Origin of the sequence: Rhodococcus sp. SB1D (genome assembly GCF_048573875.1) — a bacterium.
GTDB lineage: Bacteria > Actinomycetota > Actinomycetes > Mycobacteriales > Mycobacteriaceae > Rhodococcus_F > Rhodococcus_F qingshengii.
Genome location: NZ_JBMAIQ010000008.1, coordinates 212,523 through 226,338, shown reverse-complemented (window position 1 = coordinate 226,338; position 13,816 = coordinate 212,523). Strand labels below are relative to the sequence as shown.

At 62.7% G+C, this 13,816-nt stretch carries 11 protein-coding genes; 4 read left to right on the top strand and 7 right to left on the bottom strand.

The features are described from left to right. The first annotated feature begins 77 nt into the window (after positions 1-77). Positions 78-1,319: a glycosyltransferase gene (locus ACN50D_RS19315; RefSeq protein ID WP_063314987.1), complete on the top strand. Its 1,242-nt coding sequence runs from the start codon at positions 78-80 to the stop codon at positions 1,317-1,319. Further along, complete coding sequence (locus ACN50D_RS19310) at positions 1,316-3,463, top strand: ArnT family glycosyltransferase (protein WP_211921521.1); 2,148 nt, start codon at positions 1,316-1,318, stop codon at positions 3,461-3,463. The genes ACN50D_RS19315 and ACN50D_RS19310 overlap by 4 nt, the downstream gene beginning before the upstream one ends. An 85-nt stretch (positions 3,464-3,548) precedes the next feature. Here ACN50D_RS19310 and ACN50D_RS19305 read toward each other — a convergent pair whose 3' ends face one another. The 6 genes from ACN50D_RS19305 to ACN50D_RS19280 form a co-directional block, all read right to left on the bottom strand. Beyond that, on the bottom strand, positions 3,549-4,850 hold the full coding sequence (locus ACN50D_RS19305) for an HNH endonuclease signature motif containing protein (protein WP_211921523.1): 1,302 nt from the start codon (positions 4,848-4,850) through the stop codon (positions 3,549-3,551). A 70-nt stretch (positions 4,851-4,920) separates the two neighbouring features. Then, complete coding sequence (locus ACN50D_RS19300; protein ID WP_003945821.1) at positions 4,921-5,568, bottom strand: ABC transporter ATP-binding protein; 648 nt, start codon at positions 5,566-5,568, stop codon at positions 4,921-4,923. A 1-nt stretch (position 5,569) separates the two neighbouring features. Then, on the bottom strand, positions 5,570-6,487 hold the full coding sequence (locus ACN50D_RS19295) for an ABC transporter ATP-binding protein (RefSeq protein WP_211921525.1): 918 nt from the start codon (positions 6,485-6,487) through the stop codon (positions 5,570-5,572). Beyond that, positions 6,484-7,305 (bottom strand): ABC transporter permease, encoded by an 822-nt coding sequence (locus ACN50D_RS19290; RefSeq protein ID WP_211921527.1) that lies wholly within the window; start codon positions 7,303-7,305, stop codon positions 6,484-6,486. The genes ACN50D_RS19295 and ACN50D_RS19290 overlap by 4 nt, the downstream gene beginning before the upstream one ends. Further along, the gene (locus tag ACN50D_RS19285) at positions 7,298-8,332 is read right to left on the bottom strand and encodes an ABC transporter permease (protein ID WP_211921529.1); all 1,035 of its coding nucleotides are present in this window, start codon (positions 8,330-8,332) and stop codon (positions 7,298-7,300) included. The genes ACN50D_RS19290 and ACN50D_RS19285 overlap by 8 nt, the downstream gene beginning before the upstream one ends. Further along, positions 8,329-9,951: an ABC transporter substrate-binding protein gene (locus ACN50D_RS19280; protein WP_211921531.1), complete on the bottom strand. Its 1,623-nt coding sequence runs from the start codon at positions 9,949-9,951 to the stop codon at positions 8,329-8,331. The genes ACN50D_RS19285 and ACN50D_RS19280 overlap by 4 nt, the downstream gene beginning before the upstream one ends. A 171-nt stretch (positions 9,952-10,122) precedes the next feature. Between ACN50D_RS19280 and purD the strand changes: the two genes are divergently transcribed. After that, entirely contained in the window at positions 10,123-11,379 is a 1,257-nt protein-coding gene (purD, locus tag ACN50D_RS19275) for a phosphoribosylamine--glycine ligase (protein WP_007734401.1), read from the top strand. A 242-nt stretch (positions 11,380-11,621) separates the two neighbouring features. Then, on the top strand, positions 11,622-13,190 hold the full coding sequence (locus ACN50D_RS19270) for a GMC oxidoreductase (RefSeq protein ID WP_007734403.1): 1,569 nt from the start codon (positions 11,622-11,624) through the stop codon (positions 13,188-13,190). Positions 13,191-13,264: 74 nt separating this feature from the next. Here ACN50D_RS19270 and ACN50D_RS19265 read toward each other — a convergent pair whose 3' ends face one another. After that, on the bottom strand, positions 13,265-13,777 hold the full coding sequence (locus ACN50D_RS19265) for a MarR family winged helix-turn-helix transcriptional regulator (RefSeq protein ID WP_307850482.1): 513 nt from the start codon (positions 13,775-13,777) through the stop codon (positions 13,265-13,267). Positions 13,778-13,816: the final 39 nt, after the last annotated feature.

Sequence of the window (13,816 nt, the reverse complement as noted above, 5' to 3'; positions counted from 1 at the left end):
TAGCCCGCGTCCGGTTGCCAGGAAACTCCCAGGCTGGACGCAGGTTCGTCGGAGCCGGCCCGACAAATCTAGGACGTATGACGACAGAAGCCATGCAGACCGCGGGCAGCACGGACGCAGAGGAGGTCTCCGCGACGACTGTAGTGCTGGACGTGGTCGTCCCGGTATACAACGAAGAGGCAGGCCTCGAGACGTGCGTGCGGCGCCTGCGCCGGCATTTACGCACGCAGGTGCCATTCTCTGCACGAATTACCATCGCGGACAACGCCAGTGTCGACGGCACGTTGGCACTCGCCCGTTCCCTCGCCGAAGAATTCGACGACGTCCGGGTCGTCCACCTGGATGCGAAGGGTCGTGGTCGAGCACTGCGGCAGGTATGGAGCGAGTCCGATGCCGACGTGGTCGCGTACATGGACGTCGACCTCTCGACCGACCTCAACGCCCTGATGCCGTTGATTGCTCCGTTGCTCTCCGGACACTCGGACATCGCCATCGGTTCCCGGCTGGCACGATCGTCCCGCGTGGTGCGCGGCCCCAAGCGTGAGTTCATCTCACGTAGCTACAACCTCATCCTCCGAAGCGCACTGCATGCTCGCTTCTCCGACGCCCAGTGCGGATTCAAAGCCATGCGCGTCGATGTTGCACGCCAACTACTTCCGCTGGTGGAGGACACCGGGTGGTTCTTCGATACCGAATTGCTGGTGCTGGCCGAGCGAGCGGGCATGCGGATTCACGAGGTCCCTGTCGACTGGGTGGACGACCCGGACAGCCGGGTGGACATCATTGCCACGGCAGTTGCCGACCTCAAAGGTGTGGTCCGTGTCGGGCGAGCACTGTCTACTGGTTCCCTTCCATTGGCCGAGCTCAGGGCTAGTTTCGGACGTGAACCGTTGGTTCCCGGAGTTCCACGAGGAATGGTCGGGCAGCTCTCACGCTTTGCCGTGGTGGGAGTCATTTCGACGCTCGCGTACGCGCTGCTCTACCTCGCTCTGCACTCGATCATGGGTGCGCAGTGGGCCAACGCCGTCGCATTGCTGGTGACCGCGGTATTCAACACCGCCGCCAACCGGGCCTTCACCTTCGGGATCCGAGGGTCGGAAGGATCCGCTCGTCACCAGATGCAGGGCCTGCTCGTGTTCGGGTTCGGTCTACTGCTCACCAGCGGATCGTTGTTCGTGCTCGACGTCATGGCGCCCGATGCTTCCAAGCATGTGGAGCTTGCCGTACTCGTCATCGCCAATCTTGTTGCCACAGTCAGTCGATTCATCGCACTGCGCTGGGTGTTTCGCACCGCACAATCCGTAGGAGCCAATCGATGACCGCCGCTGCAGAGACACTCGCCGCGCCGCTGCCAGCGCCGGAACCGCAACGTCAGGTGCGCTGGGAACCGTGGGCGCTGGGAGTGTTGTTGGTGGGCACCGGAGTCGCCTACATCTGGGGCCTGGGCGCGTCCGGATGGGCCAACTCGTTCTATGCCGCTGCGGTACAGGCAGGTTCGGTGTCGTGGAAGGCTTTCTTCTTCGGCTCCTCGGACGCTGCAAACTCGATCACCGTCGACAAGCCGCCCATGTCCCTGTGGTTGATGTCGCTGTCGGTTCGCATCTTCGGACTCAATTCCTGGGCGATGTTGGTGCCGCAGGCACTCCTCGGGGTCGGATCGGTTGCACTGTTGTGGGGAACGGTTCGACGGTATTTCGGTGCGGCCGCCGGCCTCCTCGCAGGCCTGGTACTTGCGCTCACACCCGTAGCGGCGCTGATGTTCCGGTTCAACAACCCGGATGCTCTGCTGGTGCTCCTGATGATCGCAGCAGTGTGGGCGATGATGCGCGCCGTGCAGGACGGCCGCACCCGCTGGCTCGTGTTGGTCGGTATCTTCTGCGGATTCGGTTTCCTGACAAAGCAATTACAGGTCATGTTGGTGGTTCCACCGCTGGCGCTCACCTATCTGATCGCCGGACCGCCGAAACTGGGTAAGCGCGTACTCCAACTGTTCGCGGCACTGGGCGGACTGATCGTCTCCGCCGGATGGTGGTTGGCAATCGTCGAACTGTGGCCGGCCGACTCGCGTCCGTGGATCGGTGGTTCACAGAACAATTCGATTCTCGAACTGACGCTCGGCTACAACGGGCTCGGGCGCTTGAGCGGCAACGAGACCGGAAGCGTCGGCGGCGGCGGAATGCGCGGTGCTGGTGATGCCGCGGCCGGCGCTGCTGCGGGCGGTTTCCCCGGCATGGGCGAGGCCGCAGGTGGTATGGCCGGGGGAGGTATGGCACCAGGTGGTGGGGCCGGCGGTGGTATGTGGGGGAGTACCGGCATTACCCGACTGTTCGAATCGGCCCAGGGCGGACAGATCGCCTGGTTGATTCCTGCTGCACTGATACTTCTGGTGGCTGGAATCGTGCTGCGAGGCAAGGCACCCCGCGCTGACACACAGCGTGCGTCATTCATTGTCTGGGGGCTCTGGCTGTTGGTGACCGGACTGACCTTCAGTTTCATGGCGGGAATCTTCCACGCCTACTACACCGTTGCGCTGGCGCCGGCGATCGCCGCGCTGATCGGTTCAGGATCGGTAGTGGCGTGGCGTCATCGTGACGTCCTCTGGGTTCGCATCATTCTGGCGGTGTCCTTGGCCGCAACCGTCGCGATGGCGTGGGTACTGCTCGGACGCTCGCCCTCCTTCGTACCGTGGCTTCGCTGGACCATTCTGGTGGTCGGCATCGTCAGTGCCGTGGCAGTGCTGATTCCGGCAGTGACGCGAGGTCGATTGGCTGTGGCAGTGATTCTCGCAGCGATCTTCACCGGTCTGGCAGGTCCGACTGCATACGCGATCGACACGATCAATACTCCGCATACCGGTTCCATAGTTTCGGCCGGACCGAGCGTCGAAGGTGGAATGGGCGGGCCCGGCGGTGGCCGCGGAGGCTTCGGTGGATTCGGTGGCACGGCTGATGGCGGTAACCGTCGGACTGACGGGGCTGGGACCGGAATGCCGGGCACGCCCCCTGCAGGAATGGGTCAGATGCCCGGTGGTGCAACAGTTCCGGGCGGTACCACGCCGACCGCCGACGGGACGCGAGGCGCAATGGGAGGCGGTGCCGGCGGCCTACTGCAGGGCAGCACGCCGGGAGCCGCTGTTGTGTCCACTCTCGAAGAGAACTCCGACCAGTTCACGTGGGTAGCCGCGGCAATCGGGTCCAACAGCGCCTCGGGTTATCAGCTTGCGACGCAGTCACCGGTCATGGCTATCGGAGGGTTCAACGGGAGCGATCCGTCGCCGACGCTCGCGCAGTTCCAGCAGTACGTGGCAGAGGGCAAGATTCACTTCTTCATCGCCGGCGGTGGGATGGGTGGCGGTATGAACGCCGAAGGCACCGCTACCGCTATCTCGACGTGGGTGACCGAAAACTTCACCGCCACAACGGTGGACGGAGTAACCCTCTACGACTTGACGGTTGCAGGCTGACCATAATGAACGCACGCCAGGTCCGCATCGGATGTGCTTCCTCCGATGCGGACCTGGCGTGAAGTTGTATGCCTGCGGTTCGTCCTCAGGTTTTGAAGGTGGTGTTCGCCGGCCGCGGTTGCTGGCCGGGGTCGATCGAGGGTGGTGGGATGAACCAGGGTTTGTTGTCGGCGCCGATGCGGATTTTCCATTTCCCGACGAACCCGGATTTGCGGTGCATCAGCCGGTGATTTGAACGGCACAGCAGGACCAGGTTGTTCATCACCGTCGGGCCGCCGTTGGCCCAGTGCCGGATATGGTGCGCATCCGTCCAGGCCGGTACACATGTGCAGCCGGGGAACGCGCAGCCTTTGTCCCGGGCGATCAACGCCACTCGCTGTTCGGCGGTGACCAATCGTTTTCCTGGTTGCGCATCCAACGGCGCGCCGTGACTGTCGAGCAGGACGGTGGACAGGAAACAATCGCACCCAAGGAGTCTGGTCTGCGAGACCGAGAGCGGCCCCAGCCACGGCATGTGCCCGACATCAAGATCAGACACAGTCACTCCACCACCATCAGTTGGTGTGGCGGCGCAGTCCCGATGCTCCGCCAAATCACGGGCGTTGATGTGCACGTTCACATGCGGACGCTGACCACCATCCGTACCGGTCTTCGCGCAGTCCAGGTAACGGCGGATCAGTTCGGTGAACCCGTCCGCCGTGCGTTTCGCCGCCGACCGAGAATCGGGAGTCCCGTCCGGTGCCGGGGTCGGCATCGTCAGATTCGACAACGCCGACAACAACATTTCTCCGGTGAGGGCGTCGAAATCGCCGCGCACCACCACCCGACCGTTCAATGTCGAGGCGATCCGCAACTCATTGAGATCGACATCTTCGGCGGGCGGGATCTCATCGGATTCGAACAACCGCTCCAAGGTCGCGATCACGTTCCGCACCTTCGTCGTCGTCGCCTCCACACCCGACGCAGCCGCAAGCAGTAGGTCGATACAGCGAGGGAGCGCGGCGTCTGGCATGCCCTTCGGTGGTGACTCGCAGAACGCCACGATCAACACGGCATGCTCGAACGAGCAGTCCCCGCCATCGAACCGAGCAGCCACCGCCGGAAACGGCCGCAAAGCTGCACCGAGAGCGGCGATCTTTTTCCCGTCCCGAACCTGCAGCATGGTGTTGGCCGCCAACCACGCACCCGTCCCGCGGCTGGCGATCACCTGATCATCCGGGCGCAACGAGAGTTCGTCGACCACAGCCACTCGAACGGCTTCCAGGCGCAGAATCTCCGCACTCGCCTCGACAGCAGCAGCGCGCAACTCGGCAGCAGTCAACCGCCACAGGCGTCCGCGTAACTCCACCGCAGAACCAGACACCACATCCGACAACAAGACACTCATTGAATCCCCCGATCCCCTGCCCAAATCATACTCGAACATACGTTCGGGTCAAGAGTTGATTTCGCAGGGGCTAAGCGCTGATACTGTCGAGGTCGTGGACCACGTCGCAGCAGGCGCCGAGTAATTCGCGATCATGGCTGATGAGTAATACGCCGACGCCGGTTTCGGCGGCGCGACTCTCGATCAACCGAATGAGCGCGGCCGTCGTGGCGGCGTCGAGCATCGCCGTCGCCTCGTCACAGATGAGGTATTTCGGTTGTTGCGCCAGCGATCTCGCCAGGCAGGCGCGCTGTAGTTGGCCGTCGCTCACCTGGTGTGGTCTGCGCGACAAGAGATCGGGAGTGAGGCCCACTTCTGCTGCCAGCGCGGCCACATCGATTGACCTACTGGCAATGTCACCGGGTTGGCCGATGATCGAGGCGAGCGTCTGCCGAGGGTCGGTCGATGCGCGAGGTGACTGAAACAGCATGGACACCGTGCCGCGTAGTGCCGCGGGTACCGAGAATTTGGTACCCACAACGGGTGATCCGTCGATCCGCACTTCGCCTGACCACGGTGCATCCAGCGAAGCGAGAATCCTTGCAAGTGTTGATTTTCCGGTGCCCGAAGGCCCGGTCAGGCCGATCAGCTTTCCCGACGGAATCTCGAGCGAGACGTTCTCGAGAACTGGCCGGTTGCGACGGTAACCGCTGGTGATTCCCAGAGCTTGCAGACTCATGTCAGCCCACCTTCCGCAGCGTTCGGTACGTGCGGTCACCCAATGTGACGAGTTCGGTCGGGCCACCGGATTGTTTCGACTCCGGGCGTCGTAGGTGATAGACGCACTCCTCGGGGAGATCGGTGAGTTGCGGTGGCGATCCCGGCATGGGAGTCAAACCTCTGGAAGGTAAGGCGCCGAGAAGGTCTCGGGTGTAATCGTGAAGCGGATCTTGGAACACCAGCGCGGCCGGACCGGTCTCCATGATGCGTGATGCGTACATGACGGCAAGTCGATCCGCGACACCGTTGCGGGTAAGGGATGCCAGGTCATGGGTGATGAGCAGGACCGCCGCTCCGGCGTCCGCGCACTCTCGAAGTAATCCCATGACGTGGTCGGTGAGTTCGCGGTCGAGGTTGGCGGTGGGTTCGTCTGCGACGATCACCGACGGATTCCCGGCCAGCGCACCGGCAATGGCCACGCGTTGCGCCATGCCGCCCGACAGTTCGTGCGGGTAGCAGTCCAGGGCCGACGGTTCGAGTCCGACGCGAAGTGCCAAGGCATCGCAAGTGCGATCGCTGCCGAGTGCGTCGATCGTCTCCTGTAGCTGCGATCGCGCAGTGCGGACGGGGGTGAGATGTGTTGCGGCGGATTGTGGAACGAGAGCCACGTGCCGCCCACGGAACGCGGTGCCGGAGAAGACGTCGATCTCGAGGTCCGGTGTTCCGACGGTGACCGTTCCGGTTCGAGAAGCATTCGGCGGCAACATGTTCATGACCGAGGTGGCGATGATCGACTTGCCACACCCCGATTCCCCGACAAGTGCGGTCACCGTGCCGGCTGGAACGTCGAGGTCGATGTCGCTCGCAGCGTGAACTACCGATCCTCCGAGTAGAGGGATCCTGACGGTGAGAGATTCGATGCGCAGGCCGTGGTTCACAGTCGCAACTCCGAAGGTCGAGGGGGAGTGAGCATCGACCGCAGGGCCGAACCGGCGACGGCAACTGCGACGGTGGCGATCACGAGAACTGCGGCGGGGAATGCCAGCGTCCACCAACCGCCGAGGAGTAGAGAACTGCGTGCCTCTTCGAGAAGCGTCCCGAGACTGGGCTTGTGCGGGGGAAGGCCGAATCCCAGGAAGGACAACGTCGATTCGTGCCAGACGGCGTGGGGCAGCAGGAGAACGACTGCGATCAAAGCCTGCGGCGCCGTCGCCGGCACGAGGTGGCGCATGATCACGTGACGTCGACTGGCTCCCGCGAGAATGGCGGCGTCGATGTAGTGACGCTCGCGCAGACTCAAGATCTCGGAGCGGATGATCCGGGCCACTTGGGTCCAGTGGGTCAGTGCGATCGAAAGCACGATGGCGGCAATGCTTCCACGGAACATCGCGACGATGACGATGCCGAGCAACAGGTGGGGGAGTGCGTTGACGGCATCGGTGCCGCGCATGACGAACCTGTCCACCCAGCCACCGACCAGTCCGGCCGTAGTGCCGACGGCGACGCCGATCACCGTGGCGAGTAGCGCGCAGGCGAGTGCGATCAGAAGTGAGGTTCGAATGCCTGCAGCTATGCGCACGAACAGATCTCGGCCCGCCGAGTCCGTTCCGAAGGGGTGATCGAACGACGGAGCCAGGCGAGCCGCCGAGAAGTCTGTGACTCGGTCGTCGACGTCGGCCAACCATGGGACCAACGCCGCGTACAGCGCAACGAGGATCAGCACGCCGAGGGCGATCTTGAAGCGTCGTTCAGCCATCGGTACTCACTCTCGGGTCGAGTACTGCAACGAGGACGTCGGCAAGCAGTGAGCCGAGCATGACCGTCAATGTCGTACCGACGGTGAGGAACGCGAGCAGTGCCATGTCGAGGTCACGGGCTGACGAGACGATGGCGCCGGCGATCCCCGGCCAACTGAACACCTCTTCCACCAGCACTGCCCCGACTATCAGCTCGGGCAACCGCACGCCGACGATGTTGACGAAAGGTGCCAGTGACGTGGGCAGTATGTGGCGCTTCGTGATGGTCGGCGTCGGGATACCGCGTGCTACCGCGCCGGCGACAAATCCCTCACTTTTCGAACCCACGACGGACTCTCGGACCGCAAGTAGGAGCCACGGCATTTGCGAAATGGCGAGCACCGTCACCGGTAGGACCAAGTGCCGGATGACCTGTGCCGGTGTGGGATCGGCACCCCCGTCGGTCAGTCCGGCGACGGGGAGCCAGCCGAGAGTCAACGCGAAGAGCGCGATGGCACCCAGCGACAAGACGAACGGCGGAAGTCCTTGGACTACGACGCTCAGCCCGGACACGGTCTTGTCCAGGAATCCTCCACTGCGGATTCCGGCGAGAACACCGAGTGTCAGCGAGGCGAGAATCGCGATGAGGAGTGAGATCCCGACCAGCAGCAAGGTCCATGGCAGACGTTCGAAGATGACTTGGGAAACAGGCTGATTGAACGATCTGGAGATCCCGAGATCGCCGGTGAACACACCCTGGAGCCAATTCCAGTACGTGCTGTACCAGGGGTTGTCGAAACCCATCTGGTCGGCGATCAACGCTTTGTCCGCGTCGCTTGTCGTCATATATCGCGTGCCGAGGTAGCCGACCAGTGGATCGAACGGTGAGATCGCGGCGGCGGCAAAGAGTCCCGCGGACACCACGGCGATGACCGGCACGATGAACAACACCCGCCGACCGACCATCGTGAGGATGGCCTTTCGGCGGGAGTTGTCACGGTGGCCCCGTGTCGGCCCCGCGTCTGGCCGAACGTCGACCGCTGTCATTGCCCTCGGGCCCACGTCTGCAGTGACCACCATGGACCCCAGGTCGCACCGTGTGAGTGTGGTTCGAGTACCGGTCCGGACATCTGCCAGTCGGAATCCTTCGACACGTACGTATGGTCGAGGAATACGAGGATGACAAATCCGGGATCCTCGACGTACGCCTGCTGCACGTCGCGATACGCGGCGTCACGCGTTGCCTGATCCAGGCTGCGGCGTCCTACTTCCAGGCCTGCGTCGACTGCTGGATTGGAGTAGTCGCTGGCGTTGTCGTAGATGCTGCCGACCCCGGGCGCTATGTACTTCGAGTTCAGCGCGTCGTACGCCTGCGTGTCTGGATCGAAAGGTTCGTCTCCACCACCGAGAAGCGTCGAATCCTGGTTGATTCGAGGGTCTATGCGGTCCCAGGAGAGCGCTTCGAGATCCACCTCGATGCCGACAGCGAGAGCATCGGAGGCAAATGCCTGAGCGAGATCACGTCGAACGGTGTCGACGGAGTTGTACATGATCGTGAACTGCGCCCGCTGACCGTCTTTCGAACGGATTCCGTCGGAACCTTCGATCCAGCCCGCTTCGGTGAGAATTCGCTCGGCCTCGGCCGGGTCGTAGGCGAAGGTTGCGTTCGGGTTGTACGAATCGCCGTAGACCTCGGGGATCGGAGTGGCGGCGACGCGGCCGTGTCCGCCCAGGACGTTGTCGATCATCGACTGGCGATCGGCGGCGAGGTTGAGCGCCATCCGTACGGCTTTGTCGCCTGCCACGGGATTGTTCGTCGGAAGTGAGAGACCGCGCCAGTCCGCTGACTGATGGGCAGTCACCGACATTTTGTCTTTGCCCGAGAACGTATTGGCAAGCAGTGGAGGGAGATTGGTTCCGTCGATCTCGCCGGACACCATACGTTGGGCGCGGGTGTTGTCGTCCGGAACGTAGAGGAGAGTGAGCTTCTTGATCTCCGGTGCACCGTCCCAGTAGTTCTCGTTCGCCTCGAAGACCGCTCGATCCGGTGAGAGATCGACGAGTGTGTACGGACCCGTACCGACAGGCGCGGTGTTCAACGGCGATTCGGCGGCAAGTCCGGGTGTCGCGAGGGATTCCGACGGGACCATGCCGATCAGCATCTTCGTCAGCAGGGGCGCATACGAGTACGCGAGGCGGAACTCGACTGTGTTGTCGTCGACGGCCACGACATCGCTGATCATGTCGTACGACGAACGCGCTTCGGAGGCGGAAGCGGGATCGAGGATCGCCTTGTACGTGGCAACCACGTCGTCGGCGTCGAAGGTCGATCCGTCGGAGAAGGTGACCCCGTCGCGGAGTTTGACCGTCCAGACTGTCGCGTCGGCGTTGGCAGTGGGCATCTCCGCGGCCAGAGACGGCTCGAAGCCCGGCATGCCGGTCCCTCCGGTGAGTCGGACGAGGTCGTCGTACATCTTGGCCTCACCGGCAGCGCCGAAGCCTGCGACCGGGTTGTAGCCGCCCAGCTCGTAGCCGTCGGCCAAGATCAGGCCGTCGTTGTTGCCCGAGGAGTCGGTGCCAGTCGGGCTACTGCACGACGTGATCAGAAGTGCGCCGATTGCGGCGGTTGCGGTGAGCGTCAGAACGCCTGGTTTGTGGAGTTTCACGGGTGTCCTTTCCTTGGTGGACAGGTGTACGAAAACATCTGTTCACCTATTCAGGTATTCATATGATCTCATCTCGAAACGGATATTTCGCACAAAGGCCGAACGCTGGGACCTTGGCCCCGCCAGTGGCACTCCGAGAGCCCTGTTATCGCAGGCCGTAGTCTGTTCACCGTGCGCGTACTAGTAATCGGCTCCGGAGCCCGTGAACATGCCCTCCTTCTCTCTCTTGCTCGCGATCCAGGTGTCACGGCCCTGATCTGCGCGCCTGGCAATGCCGGGATCGCAAAAATCGCCGAGCAGCACCCCATCGACGTCGCTTCGGGTGACGCGGTTACCGCGCTGGCCCAGAAGGTCGAAGCCGACCTCGTCGTCATCGGACCCGAGGTTCCGCTGGTCCTCGGTGTCGCAGACGCGGTGCGCGCAGCAGGTATCGCCTGCTTCGGGCCTTCGGCCGACGCCGCCCGCATCGAGGGATCGAAGGCTTTCGCCAAGGACGTGATGGCTGTCGCCGGCGTCAAGACCGCTCACAGTGAGATCGTCGACAATCCGGCCAAGCTCGACGAAGCACTCGACCGCTTCGGTCCCAACTGGGTGGTCAAGGACGACGGATTGGCCGCGGGTAAGGGCGTAGTCGTCACGACGGATCGTCTCGCCGCGCGCGATCATGCCGCAGAACTGCTCGAGACCGGACACCCGGTTCTCCTCGAGTCCTTCCTCGACGGTCCGGAAGTTTCGCTCTTCTGCCTCGTCGACGGCGAAACCGTGATCCCGCTGCTCCCGGCTCAGGACCACAAGCGAGTAGGCGACGGAGACTCCGGACCCAACACCGGCGGCATGGGCGCGTACACCCCATTGCCGTGGCTGCCCGACGAGATGGTCACGCAGATCGTCGACGACGTCGTCAAGCCTGTCGCTGCCGAGTTGGTCGCGCGCGGTAGCAGTTTCTCCGGCCTTCTCTACGCCGGTCTGGCGATCGGTGTCGACGGCCCGGCCGTCGTCGAATTCAACTGCCGGTTCGGTGACCCCGAAACTCAGGCCGTGCTTGCTCTCCTCGAAACGCCGCTGGGCGGTCTACTCAATGCGGCCTCGACCGGAACACTCGATTCGGTCGGTCCGTTGCAGTGGCGCGACGGTTCCGCTGTCACGGTCGTGATTGCCGCGGAGAACTACCCGTCAACCCCACGCACCGGCGACGTGATCACCGGAGCCGACGCCGACGGAGTCCTGCACGCCGGTACCAAGAAGCGTGAAGACGGTGCCGTCGTCTCGGCCGGCGGGCGTGTGCTGAGTGTTGTCGGAGTGGGCAAGGATCTGACCGAAGCTCGCGACGACGCCTACGCAAAGATCGCCGACGTCAAGCTTCCCGGCGGTCATTTCCGCAAGGACATCGGGCTCGGCGCCGTCGAAGGTCGCATCTCAATTCCCTGACTCGTTCTTTCGGAGGGCCGGTGAACTTTCTGTTCATCGGCCCTTTTCATGGAAAATCAACGGTTCCTTGAAGTTACCCACGAGTATGGACTTCTCGTTCGGTTTCTCCCGGTATATCTCAGCGCGGGGGTCACGGAAAGAGAAGGGCACACTTGAGCATTCGCGCTGGATCCAACGAACGGCACGCACGTACCAATTCCACGCTCTCGCGTAGAAACTTCTTGGCAGCAACAGGATTAGCTGTGGGGGCCGCCGCACTCTCGTCCTCGTGGACCACGGCGGCCGCTGCGCCCAGACGAGCATTGAACGACGGAGACCGTGTCCCCGCGCTCGTGATCGGCAGTGGATACGGCGGTGCCGTTGCGGCACTTCGCCTGACACAGGCCGGTATCGACACGCACATGGTCGAGATGGGGAAGTCGTGGACCACACCAGGGTCCGACGGCAAGATCTTCTGCCCGATGCTCTCGCCCGACGGTCGGTCCTTCTGGCTCAGAGACCGTACAGTTCAACCGGTTTCACACTTCTCCGGCGGCTCGGTGGACAAGAACATCAGCCGCTACGTCGGTGTTCTCGACGCCGAGGACTTCGGCGGGATCAAGGTCTACCAGGGCCGAGGGGTCGGCGGTGGGTCGCTGGTCAACGGCGGTATGGCCGTCACACCCAAGCGTAACTATTTCGAAGAGATCCTGCCCGGTGTCGATTCCAACGAGATGTACTCGACGTATTTCCCGCGCGCGAACGCTGCGCTCGGAGTCAACAACATCGACCCGGCCTGGTTCGAATCGACCGAGTACTACAAGTTCGCGCGGACGGGGCGAAAGACCGCTGAGAGATCCGGTTACACAACAACGTTCGTGCCGAATGTCTACGACTTCAACTACATGAAGCAGGAAGCTGCCGGCCAGGTCACCAAGTCTGCTCTGGTCAGTGAGGTCATCTACGGCAACAATGCCGGAAAGAAATCTCTGGACAAGACGTACCTCGCTGCGGCATCCGCCACCGGCAAGCTCACCATTTCAGCTCTGCACGTCGTGACCTCGGTTGCCCCGGCCGCGACCGGCGGTGGCTATCAAGTGGTGATGAACCAGATCAACGAGCAGGGCAATACCGTCGGCACCAAGACAGTGACGGCGGACAAGGTCTTCTTCGCGGCCGGCAGTATCGGGACCAGCAAGCTCCTGGTCGCGATGAAAGCGCAAGGGCAGCTGGCGAATTTGCCGGGTGCAGTTGGACAGGAATGGGGTCACAACGGCAACGTGATGGTGGGCCGCGCCAATCACATGTGGGACGCCACCGGTGCGAAGCAGTCCGCGATCCCCGTGATGGGTATCGACAACTGGGCCGACACATCCGCTCCCGTCTTTGCGGAAATCGCACCCTTCCCGGCCGGTACCGAACTGTGGGTCAGCCTGTACTTGGCGATTGCCAAGAATCCGCAACGTGCTCAGTTCCAATTCAACTCGGCAACAGGCAAAGTCGGATTGAACTGGCAGCGCTCGCAGAACCAGCCGTCGATCGACATGGCGAAGAAGCTCTTCGACAAGATCAACAAGAAGGAAGGCACGATCTACCGGACCGACCTCTTCGGCCCGACGCAGACGTGGGGCGATCAGTTGACGTACCACCCCCTCGGCGGTTGTGTGCTCGGCAAGGCGACCGACGGCTACGGTCGTCTGCCGGAGTACCCGGGTCTGTACGTCATGGACGGATCCCTCGTACCGGGCAATGTGGGAGTCAATCCGTTCGTCACCATCACCGCTCTGGCCGAACGGAATATCGAGAACATCATTGCGAACGACATGAACTAGGGCGGTAACTCGTCAGCAGGTGCGGTGCGGTGCGGCAGGTGCTGCACCGCACCGCTTCTGTATGTCCCGGAGTGTCACCGCGGTGCGTGATCTCGCAATGATCGATTGACTCGGTCGAGGATACCGACGGCAGTGGTCAATGTGTCGAGGTCGCCCTCGTCGAGGGCCGCCAATTCTTCGGCGAGAACGCCGATGCGTAGTTCGGATCGACGGTCTCGTCGCGCGCTTCGCTCGTCCTTCACGAAAAGTGTGCTCACTCGGCCGTCCGTGGGATCGGGTCGCCGTTCGATCAGGTCTTTGTCGGAGAGTGTGCGCACCAGCGTGCTGACGGTGTTCGGGCGTCTGGAGAGACGATCGGCGACCGCCCCGATGCGAGTGCCCGGATGGTGTGCGACATCGTGAAGTACTTCGGATTGTGCCTCTGGCAGAGTCGCGTCGGTACCCGACGTATCCATGTATTCCCGCAGCGCTCGACGCAATTCGAACGCCGCAGCGATGAGTGATCTCGATGCTTCTTCCGCGGTGGGCATGCGATCGGAGTAGCGATCGACCCCGTGTGATCCACGCCCTGGAACTGTATCTGACACAGATATAGTTTACAGTTCTTCAAAGGGTAGGGTCACCTA